The sequence below is a fragment of the Streptantibioticus silvisoli genome, assembly GCF_027947535.2.
Classification (GTDB): Bacteria; Actinomycetota; Actinomycetes; order Streptomycetales; family Streptomycetaceae; genus Streptantibioticus_C; species Streptantibioticus_C silvisoli.
In genome coordinates this window covers 23,239-44,650 of sequence record NZ_JAAGKO020000006.1, presented here as the reverse complement: position 1 = coordinate 44,650, position 21,412 = coordinate 23,239, and the positions used below count along the sequence as shown (strand labels likewise).

Genomic DNA, 21,412 nt, shown 5'->3' with positions numbered 1-21,412 from the left:
GGCCGCCCTACTCGACGATCGTGGTGAGCAGGCCGGTCCTGAGGTCGTAGACGTGTCCGGAGACGTGGACGCGCGAGGAGAGCCGGGGGAAGGAGCGCAGCGTTCGGACGTCCTCGCGGACCGTCCGTGCGGGATCGACGACGGCGAGGCCGGCGATGGTCGCGTCGTCGTAACCGCCGCGTTCGACGAAGCCGTGCCGCAGCTCGTCGTCGGCGAACAGGCCGGCGCCGCAGTCGGTGTGGTGGATGACCGCCAGGTCGAACCAGTCGGCGTCCGGCGCCTTGGCCTCGTGCAGGTGGCTGAGCCAGGCCACGTCCTGAAGGACGGCGGGCGTGACCCGGCCGCCGACGTTGCGCAGGACGATCGCCTCCCCCAGCCCGACCCCCAGGACCGCGCCCGGCTCGACGCGCGGATCGAGGCAGGTGATCACGAACGTCTGCTGGAACGGGATGAAGGGGATGGCGGGGACGTCACTCTTGGCGTCGGTCTCCGCGAAAGCCTTGTTGCGCCCGATGTACGTAGCGAAATTCGACACGCTGTGCTCCCTGTCGGATGTAAGTCTGGTTCTGGTGGTTCTGGTGGTTCTGAGGAACTGGGAGAACCGGGGGAGGGTGAGCTACCGGGTTCATTCCAAGTTCCACCACGGCCGCCGGGACCGCCACGCCAGGCGCGCGCTTCCCGGGAACCGCCCGGTGACCCGGCACCCGGTGGCCCGGCGCCCGGCCGTCGATCAGCCGACGCTCCGCGCGGCTTCCGCGATCAGCCGCGCGGTCTCGTCCGGACGCGACACCGGGGAGGCGTGCGAGGAGTCCACCTCGACGACCCGGGAACCGGCGCGCCCGGCCATGAACCGCAGGAGCTCCGGCGGCAGCGAGAAGTCCTGGGTCGAGACCAGCGACCAGGACGGCAGGGTGTGCCAGGCCGCCTTCCCGGGGAGGGTCTCGCCGAGCGCCGCCGGGTCGATCGGCCGCTGGCTCGCCGCCATCGTCGCGACGGTCTCGGGCGGCAGGTCCCCGGCGTACACCTCCCGGAAGCACTCCGGCTTCAGGTACATGTCGTTTCCGCCGGGGTGGGCGAGGACGGTCGTGGTGTCCGGGCCGAGCCTGCTGCCGGCGAACTTCTCGTTCAGCCCGCCCGAGCTCTCCCCCTCGTCGGGCTGGAAGGCCGAGATGAACACCAGCGCCTTGACCCCGGGGGTCACGGCGGCGGGGTGGGAGATGACCGATCCGGCGTACGAGTGCCCGACGAGCACGATCGGCCCCGGCACACTGCCGAGGAAACTCCGCAGGTAGGCGGCGTCGGACCCCAGCCCCCGCATCGGCAGCGCGGGGGCGACGACCCGGCAGCCGGCTTTCCGCAGGCGCGAGGCCGCGCCGTTCCACACCGACGCGTCCGTCAGCGCGCCGTGCACGAGCACCACGGTGGGCTGACCGTGGGACGTGTCCTTCATGATCGTCTCCGTTCGCGGACCGGACCACCGAGGTAGCCAGAACGTTCGTTCTTGTTGATGACCGTACGCACCTCCGGCGAGCACGTCAAACAGAACGTTCCTTCTCTCTCGCGTGATCGTGGACCACCGCGACAGAACGTTGCTTCTCTATACTCGATCCCATGCCGACCACCGCCCCGAGCCCCCGCGACCGCTTGCTGGAAACGGCGAACCGGCTGTTCTACAGCGAGGGCATCCACACCGTCCCGGTGGACCGGCTGGTCACCGAGGCCGGCGTCACCCGGGCCACCTTCTACCGGCACTTCCCGGCCAAGGAGGACCTCGTGGTGGCCTACCTGCGAGCCACCGACGCCCGGCTGCGCGGCGCCGTCGAATCCGCGGTCGCGCGGGACGGCGCGGACAGCGGCCTGTCCGGCGTGCTCGACCTGATCGGCGAGACGACCTGCGCCGCGGGCTTCCGCGGCTGCCACTTCATCAACGCGGCGGCGGAGTATCCGAACGCGTCCGCCCCGGTGCGGGTCGCGATCGCGGAACACCGCGCCTGGTTCCAGCAGGCGGTCACCGACCTGGCCGCCCGCTCCGGCCACCCGGACCCGGACTACGCCGGCCGCGTCCTGGTCCTGCTGCACGACGGCGCCCTGTCCGGCGCCCAACTCGACGACCCCGAAGCCGTACGCCGAACCCTGGTACGCGCCGGCCGCGACCTGTTGGGCCTGCCCGCTCCGGAGTAGTCCGGCTCGGCGTTGTCCCCGGCGGGGGCCGTGGTGGGGCGAGGCTCTCCCGGGGGTGGGTCGGGCTCTCCGGTGGGCGGTTCGGGCTTCCCGGTGGGGCGTGAGTCGGGCTTCCCGGTGCGGTGGGGGCCGGCGCTGACGGCTGCCGTCGGGTGCCGATGGGGAGGCATCGCGGGGGTTTCGTGGGGGCGTTCGGGGGCGTTTCCGGGTGTTCGCGGGGGCGGCCTGGGGTGGTTCGCGCCGCCGGGGCGGGCCGCGGCGCGTGCGACGTCGGACAGGGCAGCGCACTGGTGCGCGCGAGGCAGCTCCGCCCGGGCGTGAGCCGGCTCCGCCCGGGCGACCGGGTGGTGGCCGGCCGGAAAGGGACAGCCCGTCGGCAGTCCGCCGGATCGACCCGGCCCGCAGTCACGCGCCCGCGGTTATCGCCCTGAGTTCGGCGAGCGACTCGCGCAGGTGGTCCGCCAGCGTGCGTTCCCCGGTCCCGCCGACCCAGCGTTCGAACCCGATCTTGAAGACGGCCATGCCCGCCTCCGCGGCGAGGCTCGCCGCCGGGTCCTTGACGCCGCGCCGGCGCAGCGTGGCGGCGAGCGCGGCGGCCAGCGACGCGAGCTTGATGAGTTCGCGTTCGCGCAGCTCCGCGTTGGCCGTAATGACGGCGTGGCGCCGCCGGGCGAACTCGTGGCTGTCCAGGAAGAAGGCGGCGATGGTCTCCAGCGCCGAGGCCATCGCCTCCATCGGCGCGGCGGTTTCGGGGGTGTCGGCCAGGGTGGTCACGAAGGCCTCCTCCAGCTCGCGCGCCCCCGAGAACAGCACCTCGCGCTTGTCACCGTAATGCCGGAAGAACGTGCGCTCGGTGAGCCCGGCGCGTTCGGCGATCTGCGCGGCGGTGGTCTGCTCGAACCCGCGCTCGCCGAAAAGGTCCAGCGCCGCCTGTTCGAGCCGTCCGCGTGCGTTCGGCTGCCATCGACCCATGCCCGTGATCCTACGCGATGGCAGTGACTGACATCGGGTGCTACGGTTGATGTCAGCAACTGACATCGATTCCTCCGCAGCGTGTCCGCGTGTCCCGGGACTCGCGGCGGGGACGGTCGACCTATCCGGAGGTTCTCCTCATGCGTGTGTTCGTCACCGGCGCGTCCGGCTGGATCGGTTCAGCCGTTGTCCCGGAGCTCATCGACGCCGGCCACCAGGTCGTCGGGCTCGCCCGCTCCGACGCCTCGGCCGCCGCCCTGACCGAGGCCGGCGCCGAGGTGCGCCGCGGCACGCTCGACGATCTCGACGTCCTGCGCGACGCGGCCGCCGAGTCCGACGGCGTGATCCACCTCGCCTTCAAGCACGACATCGCGTTCAGCGGCGGCTTCGAGGACGCCGCCGACGCGGACCGGCGTGCCATCGACACGTTCGGCGACGCGCTCGCCGGCTCCGGCCGCCCGTTCCTCATCGCCTCCGGAACGCTCGGGCTGGCGCCGGGGCGGCTCGCGACCGAGCAGGACGGCCAGGTGGGCGGCCAGGTCGGCGCCCACGTGACCGGTGGTCCGGCCAAGCGGCTGGCCAACGCGCACGTGACGGTCGCCCTCGCGGACCGCGGCATCCGCTCCTCGGTCGTACGGCTCCCTCCGACCGTGCACGGCGACGGGGACCACGGCTTCCTCGCCACCGTGGTCGCCATCGCCCGCGAGAAGGGCGTCTCCGGTTACATCGGCGACGGCGCCAACCGCTGGCCCGCCACGCACCGGTCCGACGCCGCGCACCTGTTCCGGCTGGCCCTGGAGAACGCCCCGGCCGGCTCCACGCTGCACGCGGTGGCGGAGGAGGGCGTGCCGATCCGCAGCGTCGCCGAGGTGATCGGGCGGCACCTCGACCTGCCCGTGGCCTCGGTCTCCCCCGAGGACGCGGCCGGACACTTCACCTGGCTGGCCGGCTTCCTCGGCCTGGACAGCCCCACCGCCAGCGCGCACACCCGCGAACTGCTGGGGTGGCAGCCGACCCAGCCGGGACTCATCGACGACCTCGACAAGGGCCACTACTTCACCGCCCCGACCGGCTGACCGATCGCCGTCGATCGCGCACCGCCGATCGACCGCCTCCGACCCACCACGTCGCCCGATCGCCGGCCCCGATCGCCTCCTGGCTTCGGCTGATCCGGCTTCAGCTGATCCGGCTTCGACCGGGGTCGGCACCGGCTGAGGTCGGCACCGGTCGGCTTCTGCATCAACTGGTCCCTGCTGGCTGACCCCGGCTCCAACTGGCCCCGGCTCCGGCTCATCCCGGCACCGGCTGGCCCCGGCACCGGCCGACCGCCCGCACGAACCGGCCCCCGTTCCCGGCGCCCGAGGTGCTCCGTCTCGGGTGCCGGGGGGCCGGGTGCGCTGCGGCAGCGTGGGCGGAGACCACCGGTGCCACGGCGCTGTCGACGGGGGCCGCCGGCACCGCGGCCGGGGAGGGCCACTCCCCGGCCGCGGTCGCAGGCGGAGCCGTGGGCGTGGCACACCGGCGCCGCGGCCACCGGGCCACCGCTGTCCGCGCGAGGCAGGCACCGCCGGCCGGCGCACCGCCACCCGTCGCACCGCCGGACGCCGCCGATCGACACCGCCGCCCCCGCAGACGCCGCCGATCGACATCGCCGCCCCCGCAGACACCGCCGCCCCCGCAGACACCGCCGGCCCCGCAGACGCCGCCGGCCGGCGACCACCCCCGGAGCACCCTGCGCCGACGCGGATGATCGAGCGGCACCCCGGCCAACGCCCGCGCACCCCACTCGCGTCAACCGTCGGCCGCCGCCTCCCTAATCGGCGAACGCGCCAGCGCCCGCAGCAGTTGCCCCCTCTCGGTGAACGCACCGGCAACCGCAGCAGTCGCCTCCCTATTCGGTGAACGCACCGGCGGAGCAACCCCCCGGCCTTCGTATTTGCGTATTGACGCAAGAAGATGCCAGACTGCTCCCGCCAGACCCCCAGGCGTGTCGTGCCGGGGGCTGTGAACGTGCGGAAGGGAGGCAGTCGTGAGCGGCGATCCCCATAGTCCCGGCTGCCTCGTCGGCAGCTGCTGATCTCCCACTGACGTGCCTGTGACGGTCCGGCCCTCCGGTCGGACCGCGGCGCGCTGTGTCACGTACCGGGCGCCTGGCGCGGCCGGCTCTCCGTTCCGGTGCCGACGGCCGATCGTCGCGTGCCGGATTCCTCGTCGCGGTCTGCTCCCCGCCGGTGGCCCCGGTGTGCGGCTCGCCGAGTTGCCCTTGGGGGTTGTCCCTATGACGCTGTCGACGCGTCCGCCCGCCGTACGCACGTCCCTTCCGGCCCGGATGGCGGGTCGGCTGACCCGCCTGACCTGGATCGACCTCGTGGTGGCCGCGGCGGTGCTGGTCGTCCTCTACGTGATCCTGCGGGTGGGGGCGGGCACCGCGGTCTCCTTCAACCCGGCGCGGGTCACCCGGGTCAGCACCGATCCGGCGGACCTGCCGTACTACGCGGCGCGCAGCCTGCTGCGCATGTTCGCCGCGCTGGCCCTGTCCGTGGCGTTCACCCTGGTCTATGCCTACGCCGCCGCGCGCAGCCGCCGGCTGGAGCGCGTCCTGATCCCGGCGCTGGACATCCTCCAGTCGGTCCCGGTGCTGGGTTTCCTGTCGGTCGCGGTGACCGGGTTCATCGCGCTGTTCCCGGGCTCGTCGCTGGGCCCGGAGTGCGCGTCGGTCTTCGCGATCTTCACCTCGCAGGCGTGGAACATGACCTTCGGCTTCTACCACTCCCTCGTCACGCTGCCGCGCGAACTCGACGAGCTGTCACGGTCGTTCGGCTTCACCCGCTGGATGCGGTTCTGGAAGGTGGAGCTGCCGTCCGGGGCGATCGGCCTGGTGTGGAACGGGATGATGAGCTTCGGCGGCGGCTGGTTCTTCCTCGTCGCCTCGGAGGCGATCAGCGTGTCCGGCCATCGGTACGCGCTGCCCGGGATCGGCTCCTACGCGGGCACCGCGATCGCCGAGGGCGACCTGGGCGGGGTCGGCTGGGCGGTACTGACGATGGCGGTGATGGTCGTCGGGGTGAACTTCGTCTTCTGGCGGCCGCTGACCGCGTGGGTGGAGAAGTTCAAGAACGAGCAGTCCGAGGCCACCGACGTCCAACGCTCGCTGGTACTGGACTTCCTGCGCCGCTCGCACTGGCCGCACGCGCTGGGCCGCCTCGCCCGACCGGCCGCCGAGGTACTGGGCCGGGCCGCACGGATTCTCGGCACCGACGACCGGCCGCTCTCGGTCGACCCGGTCCGCCGCCGCGGCGGTGACGCGGTGTTCGCCCTGGTCGCCGGCGGCCTGATCGGCTGGGGCCTGCTGGACCTGCTCGGCTACCTGCGCGACCGCACCGGCCTCGGTGTCTTCGCCGAACCGCTGCTGCTGGGCCTCGCCACCCTGGCCCGGGTGGTCGTGGTGGTCGCGGTCGCCACCGCGGTGTGGGTGCCGGTCGGCGTGCGGATCGGCTTCAGCCCGCGGCTGGCGCGAATCGCCCAGCCGCTGGTGCAGGTCCTGGCCGGCTTCCCCGCCAACTTCCTCTTCCCGCTGGCCACTTGGTTCTTCCTGCGGACCGGCCTGTCGATCAACGTCGGCGGCATGATGCTGATGGCGCTCGGCGCCCAGTGGTACATCCTGTTCAACACCATCGCCGGCGCCATGGCCGTCCCCGCCGACCTGCGCGAAGCCATGGACGACCTCGGCGTCACCGGCCGGCTGCGCTGGAAACGCCTGATCCTCCCCGGGATCTTCCCCGCGTACGTCACCGGCGGCATCACCGCCTCCGGCGGCGCGTGGAACGCCTCCATCGTCTCCGAGATCGTCACCTTCGGCGGCACCACCCTGACCGCCACGGGCCTGGGCGCCTACGTCGCGCACGCCACCGAACGCGGCGACTACCCGCACCTGATCGCCGGGGTCGCGGTCATGTCGCTGTACGTCGTCGGCCTCAACCGGTTGCTGTGGCGCCCCCTGTACCGGCTCGCCGAAACCCGCTACGCCCTCTGACCGCGGCCCCGCGCCGGTTCCCGTACCACCGAGGCATCCGGCCCGTACCGCCGAGACATCCCACCCGTACCACCGAGACATCCGGAAGGAGCCTCGCCATGGCCCAGCGTGCCACCCGAGCCCTGCCCGCCACCGCCCGCGCCGCCGACGGCGAGGTGCTGCTCGCCGCCCGGAACCTGACCAAGTCCTACGCCGGCGCCGACAAGCAGCTCCCCGTGCTGGCCGACATCGACCTGGAAGTGCGCGCCGGGGAGATCGTCGCGCTGCTGGGCAAGTCCGGCTGCGGCAAATCCACCCTGCTGCGCTGCCTGGCCGGGCTGATCCCGCCGACCTCCGGCACCGCCCTGTACCGCGGCGAACCGCTGACCGGGGCCAACCCCGGCACCGCCATGGTCTTCCAGACCTTCGCCCTGCTGCCCTGGCTGACCGTCCAGCAGAACGTCGAACTCGGCCTGGAGGCACGCGGGCTGCCGGCCGCCGAGCGCGCGACGGCCGCCGGGCAGGCCATCGACCTGATCGGCCTGGACGGCTTCGAGACGGCGTACCCGAAGGAGCTGTCCGGCGGCATGCGCCAGCGCGTCGGCTTCGCCCGCGCCCTGGTCACCGAGCCCGACGTGCTGATGATGGACGAGCCGTTCTCCGCCCTGGACGTGCTCACCGCGGAGAACCTGCGCGGCGAGCTGATGGAGCTGTGGGAGTCCGGCGAGTTCCCCACCCGCGCGGTGGTGATCGTCACCCACAACATCGAGGAGGCCGTCCTGATGGCCGACCGCGTCGTGATCCTCGGCGCGCGGCCGTTCGGCAGCATCCGCGCCACGTTCGACGTTCCGCTCCCGCGCCCCCGCGACCGCAACGCGCCGCAGTTCGGCGCCCTCATCGACGCGGTGTACCAGGTCATGACCGGCCGTGAGAAGGACACCGCGGGACACCTGCCCGGCCGGCCGGCGACACCGGCCAGGCGCACTCCGGCCAACACCCCGCTGCCCCGCGCCGGCGTCGACGGCCTGTCCGGCCTCGCCGAGATCCTCATCCAGCACGACAACCGCCGCGACCTCGCCGACCTCGCGGACGAACTCGGCCTGGAGGTCGACGACCTCCTGCCCCTGGTCGACGCCCTGGACCTGCTCGGCCTGGCCATGGTCACCGGCAACGACCTGGCCCTCACCGCGCGCGGCTCCGCTTTCGGCCGCGCCGACGTCCAGCGGTCCAAGCAGATCTTCGCCACCGCCGCGCTGGAGATCCCCCTGGTCCGCCTGATCGTGACGAGTCTCCAGATCACCCCCGCCCGCACCCTGCGCGCGGGCTTCTTCCGTGACCTGCTCGCGCATCACTACACCAGCGAGCAGGTCACCCGGCAGCTGGAGACCGCGACCGACTGGGGCCGCTACGCCGAGCTGTACTCCTACGACGCCGGCCCCGAGGAATACCGCCTGGACGCGACCGCCGCCGCACCCCCGCCAGCCGGCTGAGCGCCCGGCCGGCCGCTCCTCCGCGAACCGGGCGCGACCAGGCGCGCGGCGGAGGCGGAGCGACCGCACGCGGCGGGGGCGCTACCGCCCGATGGCCAGCGGGCGCGGCCGGGGCGACCGGGCCGGCGAAGCGGCCGTCCCGCGTTCCTGGACGGCCGCCGCCCCGGGCGCTCCGCCCTCGCCGGAATCCGCCCCGTCGACCGGACCGGAGGCCACCAGCGACGCCTCCTCCAGCAGACCCCGCACATGCGGCCCCGCGGCCTGGTAGTAGATCCGCGTCCCCTCCCGCCGGGACGCCACCAGCCCGGCCGACCGCAGCCGCGACAGGTGCTGCGAGACGGCCGCGACATGGGCGCCAACCAGCTCCGCGAGCTGACCCACCGAGTGCTCCCGCTGCCCCAGTGCCCACAGCAGCCGGTAGCGCGTCGGATCGGCCACCGCCTTCAGCACCGCCACCGCCCGGTCGGCACCAGCAGAGTCCCACGACACAACTTGCGCTTCCATGCAAATATCCTACGGGCACGGGTGCCTCCGGCGGGCCGACCACGACAGCTCGGCGCGCTGGTCGGCGGTCGCGGGTCGGCGGGGGGCTGTTCGGCGGTCGGCGGTGACCCGTTCGCCGGTCGGCGGTCGCGGGTCACCGGTGGCCTGTCGGCGGTTGCAGGTCACCGGTGGCCTATTCGCCGGTCGGCGGACCGGGCTCCGGAAGGCGCCGGCCCGCCTCCGCGTCACCACCGCACCCGGCCCCGGCGCCACCGCCGACCGCTCTCCGCCGGGGCACACTCCTCCCCCGCACCCCGTTCGGTCGCCGGACCTCTCTCCCCGGCCGCACGCCTCTCCGCCCGCGGGCCCGTTTGCGCCGCCGCGGGTCGTTTGCGCCACCGCCGACCTCTCTCCGCCGGGGCACGCCCCTCCGCCGCCGTGCGCCGCTCCTTCACCGGGTCTGTTTCCGCCACCGGCATCGGTGTCCGCGTGTCGAGACGGCGACGCACTCCCCGCCGGTGGCCTGCGGGGTCCGGGTGCGTCTCGGCTCGCAACTCAGCAGTGAGCCGTCGGTTACCGTACGAATCCGGTCACATGCCAACGGCAGGTGCTGTTCGGGCAGCAAAAGCGTTCAAACCGTCTATAGACTGGACGTGTTGAACCGCTCCTCACGGCTCGCGTCGAGCCGGGCACCCGGTCGTGCCCGGTGATGGCGCCCCTGCGATCGAGGCCCCAACATGAAGAGCGACGGCCAGTCGACGCGTGCCACCACGGTCGGTATCACCGGCCACCGGGCCATCCCGCCCGCCGCCTGCCGCCACGTTCACGCCGGACTGGTCACCGCGCTGAGGGCGGCCGGGCACCCGAACGGTGCGGACCGCCGACCGCTGGAGGTGCTGAGCAGTCTGGCGATCGGCGCCGACCAGCTGTTCGCCGAAGTGGCCCTCGCCCACGGCGCCCGGCTGACCGCGGTACTGCCCTCCTCCGACTACGAGCAGACCTTCGACGCCGGTGAACTCGTGCTCTTCAGGCGGCTGTTGGACCGCGCGGACCGCCAGATCGTGATGGGCCACGCCACGGTGTGCGACGAGGCGTACTACGAGGCCGGCACCTACATCGCCGACCACAGCGACCTCGTCCTCGCCGTCTGGGACGGCCGGCCGGCCCGCGGACACGGCGGCACCGGTGAGATCGTCGACTACGCCCGGCGCCGCGGCACACCGGTGTCCGTGATCTGGAAGGCGGGGGTCGTACGCGATCCGGCGTGACGGGGCCGGCTCACTCGCCGTGCCGGGTCAGCCAGGCGGTCCGCTCCGGGGAGATCGCCTCCTCGGCACTCTCCACACCGGCCGCCCACCGGGCCTCCGCCGTCTCCTTGCGCAGGGTGACCTCCATGGCGCTCAGCTCCTGGGCCACCCGGGCGTGGGCGGCGATCAGCGGGCGGTACTGCCGCACCTCGCTCCAGGCCACGCCGGACGCGGCGATCGAGGAGGCGAGACCGGCGAGGTCCATCGAGGAGCCCCACTCGAAGATCTTGGCGGCCGCGGCGGCGAGGGCGACGGCCGTGCTCAGCGTGGACAGGGCCTGCCACAGCGCGAGGGAGCGCCGTGACTCACCGGACCTGCGGCGGTACCAGTCGCGCTGTTCCATCAGCCGGTCACGGACGTAGACCCCGCGGCGGACGGTGAACGGTTTGCCCCGCAGCGCCCGCATCGCCGGGGTGATCATCTCCGGCGCCGGGATCGGGTCGGCCGCCTCGACCGGAGCCTGCCAGCCGGCCGCCCGCAGCTGCGTCAGGCTCTCGGTGATGCGGAAGGCGAAGGCACTGTCGGGGTCCGCCACCCCGGGGCCGAACGGCGCACCTCCGACGGCGTACCGCCAGCACTGCGAGCGCAGGAGTTCGGCGGCCGACCGGTGCAGCTGCCACTTGGCCCGATGGCGGTAACGGGCGGCCTGCCAGGCGTACCACAGCGCCCCGACGTACCCGGCCGCGCTGGCCAGGGCGAGGAGGTCGACCCGGCCGACGGGTAATCGCCAGGGCAGCGCCGAACAGCCGGCGGCGATCAGCAGCATCGCGAGCTGCCGCCGCACCCACCGCAGGGCGTCCTTCTGCCTGCTCACCGCGGCACGGTCGGTGTCGTGGAACAACCGCGGGAGGTCCGCGTTGCGGAATTCGGTACTCGAGGGCTCGTCGGCCCGAGGATCTCTCATGCACGACCCCGTCCCTTGTCCCCCGAACGGAGGACGCCGCACGATCCGTCCCCCGAAGCGGAGCAGAAGCCCGGGCCCCGCCATAACGACGTGTCAATCAGGGCTATAGCTCGTTCAGGTATTTCTGGAGCATCTACCAGGATAGCCCCGGGTGTGGTTGAGGAACACGCGCGGTAGGCGGGAATCGACGCTAGGATCACGTCAACCACCTGTCGCGGTCGGTCTTCGCCGAGATGCGGGATCGCACGCCGCATCCCCATCCCCCGAGGACATCATGAACACTTCCGTGGACACCCGGCACCCTGAAACCGCCGCGGCTCTCCGTGTCCGCCCGCCGCGATCCGTTCCACAGGACGGCCGGGTGCTGGCGAGAAGCCTGCGCCGGGGCGCAGCAGCCGTCCACGGCCGAAACACCGGGGTCCCCACGTTCAACTCGGCCATCTGATATCGAGTGGTGGCTCCACCACTGGTTCCGTTCCGCCAGTTCGTCCTGAAGGTCCACAGCAGGTGCGACCTCGCCTGTCGGTACTGCTACGTCTACGAGCACGCCGACCAGAGTTGGAGCCGGCGGCCCAAGGTGGTCTCCGAGGAGACCGTTGTCCGGGTGGCCGCACGACTCGCGGAACACGCCAGGACCCACGCTCTGCCCTCCGTGCACGTCATCCTGCACGGAGGCGAGCCGCTGCTCGCCGGTCCGGCCGCACTGCGCCGGATCTGCGCCGTCCTGCGTGACGCGCTGACCGGCATCGCCGAACTCGACCTGCGCGTCCACACCAACGGCGTCCAGCTGAGCGAGCGTTACCTCGACCTGTTCGCCGAGTTCGACGTCAAGGTGGGTATCTCCCTCGACGGCGACCGCATCGCCAACGACCGGCATCGCCGCTACGCCGACGGCCGCAGCAGCCATCAACACGTGCTCAACGCGGTGGAGTTACTGCGGCGCGACCGCTACCGCCACCTGTACGCGGGCCTGTTGTGCACCATTGATGTCGCCAACGACCCGGTCGCCGTGTACGACGCGCTGGCCGGCCTCGCGCCACCCCGCGTCGACTTCCTGCTCCCGCACGCGACCTGGGACGAGCCGCCGGTCCGCCCGGAGGACCGCCCGACCTACGCGCAGTGGCTGCTGGGTGTCTTCGACCGCTGGGACGCCGCCGGACGGCCGATGCCGGTGCGGTTGTTCGACTCGGTGATCAGCACCTGCCGCGGCGGTCCGAGCCTGACCGAGTCGATGGGGGTCGGCCCCTCCGACCTCGTGGTGATCGAGACCGACGGCACGCTGGAGCAGGCGGACTCGCTGAAGATCGCCTACGACGGCGCTCCGGAGACCGGATACGACGTCTTCGCCCACAGCTTCGACACCGCGGCGGGCCATCCCGGTGTGGTGGCCCGGCAACAAGGGGTGGCCGGCCTCAGCGCCACGTGCCGTGCCTGCCCGGTGGTCCGCTCGTGCGGCGGTGGTCTCTACGCGCACCGCTACCGCGCCGAGAACGGCTTCGACAACCCCTCGGTGTACTGCACCGACCTCAAGGCCCTGGTGACCGGCGTGAGTTCACGCCTCGCGGCGGAGCCGACCGTCGCGGCCGGACCCGGCGGCCCGCTCACCGCGGTGGACCGGCTGGCCGCCGGGAGCGACGACCGGGAACCACTGCTGACGCTGGCCGCGGCCCAACGGCTGGTGACGCGTGGCTGGTTGACGGTCATCGAGGAGCGGGCCGCCGACCGCGGCGCTGAACTCCCCGCTGTCACGCGGCAGTTGTTGTCGCGGCTGGACGAGTACCCGGACGCCATGGAGTTGCTGCTCGGCCATCCGTATCTGCGCGGCTGGGCCGCGGACCTGCTGGCCGCCGACGGCTCCGACGGCCTTGCGTCGATGGCCCCGCTCACCGCGTTCGCCGCCTCGGCCGCCCTGCGCGGCGGGCTCCCCGGTGCGGTGCCGGTCCCGGCGCGGGCCGACGGCACGGTGTTCCTGCCCGCGCTCGGGCTGATCCGGATGGCACCGGCCGACGTGCCGATGGCCGAGGCCGTGGCGGACGGCGACGGCATCGTCGTACGTCTCGCCGGCGACGAGGCGCGTGTCGTCCCCGGTACGGCCCCGGACGCCCGGTGGCAACCGGTCGGGCGGCTCACCGGCGCGGTCGTACTGGACGACCTCGATCCGTACCGCGACCGCTACGCCCGCCCGGCCCGGGAACGGCTGTCGGGAGCGGGGGCGGACCACTTCGGGGAAACGGTGGAGCGCGCCTGGCGCCTGCTGCACGAGGCGGTACCGCAGCGCCTCGCCGGACTGACCGCCGTGCTCACCACGCTGACCCCGCTCGCCGGGACACCGCACGACGCCGCCGACCTCCGCCTCGCCGGCGGGATCCGCGGCATGGGTGCCGTCGGTCTGACGCCGACCGGCGATCCGGCCGCGCTGGCCCGGGAGTTGCTGCACGGCCATCAACTCGCCACGCTGGACGCCCTCGTGGAGCAGACCGAGCTCTACGACGAGGCCGCGCCCTGGTCGTTCACGGTGCCGTGGACCGAGAGCCCGCTGCTGACCGGAGAGGTGCTGGCGCAGGCGTACGCCCGTTCCGCGACGACGGCGTTCGCCGCCGACCCGGGCCGGTACGCGCACGAGACGGCACGGGCGCTCGACGCGCTGACGGAGGCCGACGTGCTGACGGGCGTGGGCGAGGAGTTCGTGGCGGGGATCCGCGCGGGTCTGCCGGCGGATCGGTGACGACCGGTGCCGCCCGTCCTGCCGACCCGGGCCTCCCTCGCCGACGATCTCGCGGAACTCGGCGTGCGGCCGGGAGCGGTCGTCCTGGTGCACGCCCGGATGAGCGCCGTGGGGGACGTCGAACAGCCGCCCGGCGCCCCCGCGCGTGATCCGGTGGCCGAGCCGCTGCTGGGGGCCCTGCGGGACGTGCTCGGACGACGCGGGACGGTGGTCGTTCCGTCGTTCACCGAGGGCAACTCCATGAGCTCGCGGGTCCACCGGCGTCGCACGGCGGGGATGACGGCAGCCCAACGCACCGCGTTCCGCACCCGAATGCCGGCGTTCGAGGCCGACCACTCCCCGTCCGACGGCATGGGGAGGTTCGCCGAGACCGTGCGCCGGGCAGCCGGCGCCCGGCGCAGCGGCCACCCCCAGACCTCGTTCGTGGCGCTCGGCGCCCGGGCCCCGGAGGCGGTCGCCCGGCACGGCGAGACGTGCCACCTGGGCGAGGAGTCCCCGCTGCGCTGGCTGTACGACGTCGGGGCCCGCGTGCTGCTCATCGGCGTCGGATACCAGGTGTGCAGCGCATTCCACCTGGCCGAATACCGTCTGCCGAATCCGCCCCGGCGTGACTACGCGTGCGTCGTGGTGCGTAAGGGAAAGGCGGTGTGGATCAGTTACGAGGATGTCGATCTCGACGACACGGACTTCACGGACCTCGGCACGGATTACGAGAAGAGCGATCTCGACCGGAACAGTTCGCGCATTCTGCGCGGCCCGGTGGGCGGCGCGGAGACGCGTTCCCTCGTCATGCGCGACGCCGTGGACTTCGCGGTCCCCTGGCTGTCCGAAAAACGTCCGCGCGGCACACTTCCCACCTGAATTCCTGCTTGCCTTGTTCCGCAGAAGAGACATGGCTTCCTACACTGTCCCCTCCGGCGGAAGATGGGGGACGCGTGCTCACATCGGGGAAGCGGTGGGGTGACGAGCGGTACCCGTATTTCTTCCTGAGTTACGCTCACACGCCGAGCCAGGACGCGAGCGTCGCCGATCCGAATCTGTGGGTCGAGCGCCTCTACCAGGACCTGTGCGAACACATCCTCTCCCTCACCGATCTTCCGCATTCCACGGTCGGCTTCATGGACCGCGACATCCGGACCGGGGAGGGCTGGTCGGACCGGCTGTCGGAGGCGCTCGCCACCTGCCGGGTCTTCGTCCCCCTCACCTCGCCGCGCTACTTCGGCAGCCTGAACTGCGGCAAGGAGTGGTTCGCCTTCCAGCAGCGCGCCATCCAGCAGCAGGCGCGCAGCGACCGGCCCATCCAGGCGATCGTGCCGGCGTTATGGGTGCCGATGCCACCGGAGTCCACGCCGAGCGCGGCGGAGCAACTCCAGTTCAACCACGCGGCGTTCGGGGCCAGGTACACCGCCGACGGGTTCTACGGGCTGATCAAGCTGCGCAGGCTCCGTGAGGAGTACGAGGTGGCCGTCTACGAACTGGCCAGGCACATCGTCAAGGTGGCGGAGATCTCGCACATCGGCCCGGGCCAGCCGGTCGACTACCGGCGGATACCGAGCGCCTTCGGCACGCCGCGCGGCACCCGCAACCTGCGCATCACCGTGGCCGCCGCCAGCCGCCACCACCTGCCGCCGGGCCGCGACGCGCAGTACTACGGGGACCGGGCCGTCGACTGGAACCCCTTCTACCCGCTGTCCCGCCGTCCGCTCGCCTCGGTGGCGGCGGAGTTCGCCGGGAGTTTCGACTACCACCCGACCCTGGTCTCCTTCGACGACGAGCCCGACCCGCTGGAGTCCGCGGAACCGGTCGACGGACCGGAGATCCTGCTGGTCGACCGCTGGGCGGTGGCCGACCCCCGGCAGCGGGAGCGGCTCGGCCGGCTCGACGTGGCGGACCGGCCGTGGACCGGTGTCGTGGTGCCGTGGAACCGCGACGACGCGCAGAGCCGCGAGCACGAGGAGGAACTGGTGACCGCGCTCAGCGAGACCATGCCCCGCAAGACCGCGCAGGGCTCGGTGATCTGCCGGCGGGCGGCGCACGGCGTCCTCAGCCTGGAGTCGCTCTCCGACGTCCTGCCCGACGTCGTGGAGTACGCGGCCTCCCAATACCTCAAGCGCGCGCCCGCCTTCCCACCGGAAGGCCCCCACAAGGAACGCTTCCGGCTCAGCCCGCCCGACGTGACGGGCTCCACCGCACCGCCCCAGGACCGCAATCCGCGCCCGGACCAGAAGGAGGATCCGCGATGACCGACGATCGCGGCGGAACCATCGTCACCTTCTACTCCTACAAGGGCGGCACCGGCCGCACGATGGCGCTCGCCAACGTCGCCTGGATCCTGGCCGCCAGCGGCAAGCGCGTCCTGACCGTCGACTGGGACCTGGAGGCGCCGGGGCTCCACCGCTTCTTCCACCCTTTCCTCGACCCCTCCACGCTGGCCGCGACCACCGGGGTCGTCGAGCTCATCAGGGACTTCGCGGAGGCCGCGGTCACCCCGGGCAACGGGCGCCCGGACGCCTGGCACCTGCCGTACGCGCGCGTCACGCCGCACGCGGTGTCGCTGGACTGGACGTTCCCCGACGGCGGAACCCTCGACTTCGTCTCGGCCGGCCGGCAGGACCGCACGTACTCCGCGGCGGTCAGCAGCTTCGACTGGGACAACTTCTTCGACCGGCTCGGCGGCGGCCGGTTCTTCGACGCGCTGCGCGAGGACATGAAGCGTCATTACGACTACGTGCTGATCGACAGCCGTACCGGCATCAGCGACGTCGCCGACATCTGCACCGTGCTGCTGCCGGACGTGCTGGTGGACTGCTTCACCCTCAGCGGCCAGAGCGTCGACGGGTCCGCGAGCGTGGCCCGCAACATCAACGAACGCTTCCGGGACCGCCGCATCCGCATCCTGCCGGTCCCCATGCGGATCGACGAAGGGGAGAAGGAGAAGGCCGACGCGGGCCGCTCCCTGGTGCGGACGGTCTTCGACCGGCTGCCCAACGGCATGTCCGACGACGAACTCGCCTCCTACTGGGGTTCGGTGGAGGTGCCGTACCGCTCCTACTACAACTACGAGGAGACGCTGGCCACCTTCGGCGACGAGACCGGGGTGGCCAACTCGCTGCTCTCCGCCTTCGAACGGCTCACCACGGTGATCAGCGAGTCGTCGGTGACCTCGCTGCCGCCGATGCCGGAGAACGTCCGCCTCTACTACCGCGACCGTTTCAGCCGCCCCTACCGTCCCTCGGCGGCCACCGGCGTCCGGCTGAGCTTCGTCCCCGAGGACCGCATGTGGGCCGACTGGATCGCGGCCATGCTCGCCGACGCCGGGTTCCAGGTCCTGCCGGCCGGCACCGGGACCGACGCGCCGGCCGCGCCGGGCGGCCGGGTCACCCGGCCGGCCGGGGAGGTCCCGGCCCGCACCATGGCCCTGCTGTCCGCCGCCTACCTGCGGTCCGCAACGGCGCGTGCCGTGGTGGAGCAGGCCCTCGCGGCGGATCCCACGGGCGCCAAGCGGCTCCTCATCCCGGTCCGGGTCGGCGAGGTGCGGGTCACCGCGCCCTTCGTGGAACGCACGCCGGTCGACCTGGTCCAGCGCGACGAGAACTACGCCGGCTCGGCGCTGCTGCGCGCCCTGGGCCGGCCGGGCCGCCCGCCGTCCCGTCCCGAGGAGGCAAGGGACCTGCCGCGCTTCCCCGGCACCGTGCCCCGGTTGTGGAACGTGCCGATCCGCAACCCGCTCTTCACCGGGCGCAGCATGCAGCTGGAGAACCTCCGCGAGGAGCTCGGCGCCGGTGTGACGATCGTGCTGCCCAGGCCGCAGACCCTCTACGGCCTCGGCGGTGTCGGCAAGACCCAGATGGCCCTGGAGTACGCGCACCGCTTCATGGGGGACTACGACATCGTCTGGTGGATCTCCTCGCAGCAGAAGGAACTGGTCGCCACCTCCCTGGCGGAACTCGGCGAGCGGCTCGGTCTGCCGGTCCCCGAGGACATGGCGGAGGCGGCCCACGACGCCCTGGACCACCTCCGGCGCATCTCCGTCAGCGAGCGCTGGCTGCTCATCTACGACAACGCCGACGACCCCGAGGCGATCCGGCCCTTCCTGCCCGGCGGCCAGGGCCACGTCCTGCTGACCTCGCGCAACCAGAACTGGTCCCATCTCGGCCACCCCCTGGAGGTCGACGTCTTCAACCGCGAGGAGAGCGTCGAGCACCTGCTGCGCCGGGTGCCCGCGCTCGACCCGCGGGACGCCGACGCCGTGGCGGCGGCGCTCGGCGACCTGCCGCTCGCCGTCGAACAGGCCGGGGCCTGGCTGGCGGAGACCGCCACCCCGGTCTCCGACTACCTCGCGGAACTGGCCGCGCAGGACACCCGCGTGCTGGCGCTCAACCCGCCGCCCGGCTATCCGCAGCCGGTCGCCGCGACCTGGAACATCTCGCTGACCCGGCTGCGCGAGCGCTCGCCGGCCGCCGTCCGGCTGCTCCAGCTGTGCGCCTTCTTCGCGCCCGAACCGATCTCGGGGAACCTGCTGTACAGCGACCGGATGCTGGAGTCGCTGATGCCGTACGACGAGAGCCTGCAGGACCGGCTCAACCTCGGGCGGCTCATCCAGGAGCTGAGCCGCTTCGCCCTGGCCAAGGTCGACCCGGCCACCCGCAGCATCCAGATCCACCGCCTGGTCCAGTCGGTCATCCGCGCGGATCTGACGCCCGAGGAGCGGGTGACGGCCGAACACGCGGTCCACCGCATCCTGGTGGGCGCCCGGCCGGTCCAGGGCGACACCGACGACCCGGAGAACTGGGACCGGTTCGCCGAGATCTGGCCGCACCTGGACGCCTCCCGGGCGTCGCGGTGCGACGAGCCGGACACCCGCCAGCTCCTCATCGACCGGGTGCGCTACCTGTGGAAGCGCGGCGACCTCGACGCGGCCGACGCACTGGGCGACCGGCTCGTGCAGGTGTGGAGCGCACGTGACATGTCGGTCGAATCCCCGTTGCGGCGACGGCACTTCGAGCGCCAGAACCACTTCCTCGACTTCCACCTCGCCAACATCCTGCGCTCCCGGGGAAAGTACGTCGAGGCGCGCGAGAAGGACGCGCGGATCCTGACGTGGCAGCGGGCCAACCTCGACCGGCCCGGCATACCCGACCGGCACACGCTCATGACGGCCAGCGGACTGGCCACCGACCTGGCGACACTCGGCAGGTTCGACGAGGCCCTGGAGATGGCACGCGAGGCGTACGCCGGCTTCACCGACCTGCTCGGCGCGGACCATCCGCGCACCCTGGCCGCCGCCAACAACCTCAGCGTCTGCCTGCGCATGGTCGGCAGGTACTACGAGGCGCGGGACATCGACCAGGACACCTATGACCGGCGCCGCGTCGTGCTGGGCCACGAGCACCCGTACACGCTGTTCTCCGCGAGCAACCTCGCCCGGGACCTGCGCGACTCGGGCGACTACGGCGCCTCGGCGACGCTGCTGACCGCCACCTACGCGGCGTGCAAGCGGGTCGTCGGCCGGGTGGCACCGGAGACCCTGCGGACGGCGAAGAGCCTGGCGGTCTCACTGCGCCGGTCCGGACACCTCCAGGACGCCCGCCGGCTCACCGCGCGCACCCAGGACTGCTACCGCGAGCGGTATCCGTTCGAGACGCCGGAAAGCCTGGCCTGCACCCTCAACCTGGCGGCCGACCTGTACGTGACCGACGAGCGGGCGGCCGCGCTCGACCTGGCGCGTGAGGTCGTCGCCAAGTACGGCGAGTCGCTGGGTGAACACCACCCGTCCAGCCTCGTCGCCGTCAACAACCTCGGCATCTACTGGCGCGGCATCGGCGAACCGGACCGTGCGCGGTCGGTGCTGGAGGGCGCGTTGAGCGAGATGCGCGAGGTCCTTCCCGACCGGCACCCCAACACCTTGTGGTGCATGGTCAACCTCGCCGGAATCCTGCGGGAGACGGACGGGTACGAGGCGGCCCTGGAACTTCAGTACGCCGCCCTCGCCGGATTCCGGGGCCGGCTCGGCGAGCAGCACCCGGACACGGTCCTGTGCGAGGCCGACCTGGCCCTCACCCTCGCCGGCGCGGGACGGTCCGCGGAGTCGGACCGGCTGGGTCCGGCGGCCCGGGAGGGGCTGACCAGGCTGCTGGGCCCCAACCACCCCCAGACGGTGATGGCCCTCAACCACGAGCACGTCTACCGCGACCTCGAACCGTCCGCGGTGTGACCGCCGGCCGGCCGCACCCAGCGGCCGGTCAGCAGCCACGTCAGGACGTCCGGCATCACGTGCAGCGCGGTGAAGTGGGCCGCCCGGGACTGCCAGACCGGGACGGCGCCGGGGATGCGGTCGGCGAGCCAGCGCGAGTGGCTCACCGGTGAGAAGACGTCCTCGGTGCCGTGCCAGATCATCACCGGCACCCTGATGTCGGCCGGGTCGAAGCCCCAGGGGGAGCTGAACGCGAGTACGTCGTCGTACCAGCCGTCCGCCGAGGTGCGCAGCGCCTCGCGGTAGTTGCGCGCCAGCAGCGAGCGGATTCCGGCGTCCGAGACGACCGCCTGGTCCGGACCGGTCAACTCCCGGCGCAGATCGGCCAGGAGCCGCATGGGATCGTCGCGGATCTCCGCGGAGCGCGACGCCAGGCTGGCGGCCAGTTCCTCCGGTCCGGTGGTCGCCGCGGTGTACTCCTGGATGTTCGACGCGGCCATACCGTCGAACCAGTCGAGCCCGTCGGCACCCCGGGGCGCCAGGCTCACCAACACCGCCGCCCGCGTCACCCGGTCCGCCAGCAGCGCCGCGCAGCCGAGCGCGTGCGGCCCGCCCCCGGAGCGGCCCACCACGCCGAAACGGTCCACGCCGAGCGCGTCCGCGATCGCCGCCACGTCCTGCGCCACGTCGGCGACCCGGCGGTCGCGCAGCCGGTCCGAACCACCGTAGCCGGGCCGGTCGTAGGAGATCAGCCGCACGCCCTGGTGGTAGAGCATCACCCCGCGCGGCGACGGACCGAGCCGGCTCCCCGGCGTCCCGTGCAGCAGGAAGACCGGTTTCCCCGTCGGATCCCCGGTCGTCTCCACCGTCAGACACCGCCCGTCCGGCGCACGCACCCCTCCGAGCACCAGCGCTCCCCCTGCCCCCACCGGGCGGAACAGCCGGCCCGCCACCGGGCCACGCCCTCCCTCACACCGTCGCACAAACCGCCCGCTTGCGCCATGACGCCCATGTGCACGTATTGCCAGAAAATAATGGACAGCACGCCCGCGCGGCCCCACCGGCGTGGTCACCGCCGCCGGACCGCTCCCGACGACGCGCCGACGCCCGCCACGCTTCGTGAAACGCCGCGCCCACGCCGCGTC

The 21,412-nt window shown here is 72.7% G+C and carries 15 protein-coding genes; 9 read left to right on the top strand and 6 right to left on the bottom strand.

Annotation, left to right across the window (positions count from 1 at the left end):
* Nucleotides 1–7: 7 nt before the first annotated feature.
* Nucleotides 8–535, bottom strand: coding sequence for a carbonic anhydrase (locus tag POF43_RS06400; protein ID WP_271323578.1), 528 nt, complete (start codon nucleotides 533–535; stop codon nucleotides 8–10).
* A 195-nt stretch (nucleotides 536–730) separates the two neighbouring features.
* On the bottom strand, nucleotides 731–1,450 hold the full coding sequence (locus tag POF43_RS06395; protein ID WP_271323577.1) for an alpha/beta fold hydrolase: 720 nt from the start codon (nucleotides 1,448–1,450) through the stop codon (nucleotides 731–733).
* 161 nt (nucleotides 1,451–1,611) lie between these two features.
* On the opposite strand from POF43_RS06395, the gene POF43_RS06390 reads away from it, so the two are divergent.
* Entirely contained in the window at nucleotides 1,612–2,181 is a 570-nt protein-coding gene (locus tag POF43_RS06390) for a TetR/AcrR family transcriptional regulator (RefSeq protein ID WP_271323576.1), read from the top strand.
* Nucleotides 2,182–2,586: 405 nt separating this feature from the next.
* Here POF43_RS06390 and POF43_RS06385 read toward each other — a convergent pair whose 3' ends face one another.
* Nucleotides 2,587–3,153, bottom strand: a complete 567-nt coding sequence (locus POF43_RS06385; RefSeq protein WP_271313542.1) for a TetR family transcriptional regulator — start codon at nucleotides 3,151–3,153, stop codon at nucleotides 2,587–2,589.
* A gap of 140 nt (nucleotides 3,154–3,293) precedes the next feature.
* Between POF43_RS06385 and POF43_RS06380 the strand changes: the two genes are divergently transcribed.
* From POF43_RS06380 to POF43_RS06370, 3 genes are all read left to right on the top strand, one after another.
* Entirely contained in the window at nucleotides 3,294–4,229 is a 936-nt protein-coding gene (locus POF43_RS06380; protein ID WP_271325713.1) for an SDR family oxidoreductase, read from the top strand.
* 1,202 nt (nucleotides 4,230–5,431) lie between these two features.
* The gene (locus POF43_RS06375) at nucleotides 5,432–7,186 is read left to right on the top strand and encodes an ABC transporter permease (protein ID WP_271313544.1); all 1,755 of its coding nucleotides are present in this window, start codon (nucleotides 5,432–5,434) and stop codon (nucleotides 7,184–7,186) included.
* A 98-nt stretch (nucleotides 7,187–7,284) separates the two neighbouring features.
* Entirely contained in the window at nucleotides 7,285–8,655 is a 1,371-nt protein-coding gene (locus POF43_RS06370) for an ABC transporter ATP-binding protein (protein WP_271323043.1), read from the top strand.
* A gap of 81 nt (nucleotides 8,656–8,736) precedes the next feature.
* Here the strand turns inward: POF43_RS06370 and POF43_RS06365 are convergent, their stop codons facing one another.
* Nucleotides 8,737–9,159 (bottom strand): ArsR/SmtB family transcription factor, encoded by a 423-nt coding sequence (locus POF43_RS06365; RefSeq protein WP_271323042.1) that lies wholly within the window; start codon nucleotides 9,157–9,159, stop codon nucleotides 8,737–8,739.
* Between the two features lie 716 nt (nucleotides 9,160–9,875).
* On the opposite strand from POF43_RS06365, the gene POF43_RS06360 reads away from it, so the two are divergent.
* Nucleotides 9,876–10,406 carry a hypothetical protein gene (locus POF43_RS06360; protein ID WP_271323041.1) on the top strand — a complete coding sequence of 177 codons (531 nt, stop codon included), beginning with the start codon at nucleotides 9,876–9,878 and terminating at the stop codon, nucleotides 10,404–10,406.
* A gap of 10 nt (nucleotides 10,407–10,416) precedes the next feature.
* On the opposite strand, the gene POF43_RS06355 is transcribed toward POF43_RS06360, so the two are convergent.
* Complete coding sequence (locus tag POF43_RS06355; RefSeq protein WP_271323040.1) at nucleotides 10,417–11,349, bottom strand: DUF4231 domain-containing protein; 933 nt, start codon at nucleotides 11,347–11,349, stop codon at nucleotides 10,417–10,419.
* Between the two features lie 451 nt (nucleotides 11,350–11,800).
* Here POF43_RS06355 and POF43_RS06350 point away from each other — a divergent pair, with 451 nt between their 5' ends.
* The 4 genes from POF43_RS06350 to fxsT all read left to right on the top strand — a co-directional run bounded on the left by POF43_RS06350 (nucleotide 11,801) and on the right by fxsT (nucleotide 20,288).
* A complete protein-coding gene (locus POF43_RS06350) occupies nucleotides 11,801–14,074 on the top strand; it encodes an FxsB family cyclophane-forming radical SAM/SPASM peptide maturase (protein WP_443732097.1) in 2,274 nt (757 codons plus the stop codon).
* A gap of 6 nt (nucleotides 14,075–14,080) precedes the next feature.
* Entirely contained in the window at nucleotides 14,081–14,935 is an 855-nt protein-coding gene (locus POF43_RS06345) for an AAC(3) family N-acetyltransferase (protein ID WP_271313550.1), read from the top strand.
* Nucleotides 14,936–15,009: 74 nt separating this feature from the next.
* Nucleotides 15,010–16,317, top strand: coding sequence for a TIR-like protein FxsC (locus tag POF43_RS06340; RefSeq protein ID WP_271313551.1), 1,308 nt, complete (start codon nucleotides 15,010–15,012; stop codon nucleotides 16,315–16,317).
* On the top strand, nucleotides 16,314–20,288 hold the full coding sequence (gene fxsT / locus POF43_RS06335; RefSeq protein WP_271323038.1) for an FxSxx-COOH system tetratricopeptide repeat protein: 3,975 nt from the start codon (nucleotides 16,314–16,316) through the stop codon (nucleotides 20,286–20,288). The genes POF43_RS06340 and fxsT overlap by 4 nt, the downstream gene beginning before the upstream one ends.
* Here fxsT and POF43_RS06330 read toward each other — a convergent pair.
* Nucleotides 20,258–21,163, bottom strand: a complete 906-nt coding sequence (locus POF43_RS06330; RefSeq protein WP_372515875.1) for an alpha/beta fold hydrolase — start codon at nucleotides 21,161–21,163, stop codon at nucleotides 20,258–20,260. The two genes, fxsT and POF43_RS06330, sit on opposite strands and share 31 nt — an antisense overlap.
* Between the last annotated feature and the right edge of the window lie 249 nt (nucleotides 21,164–21,412).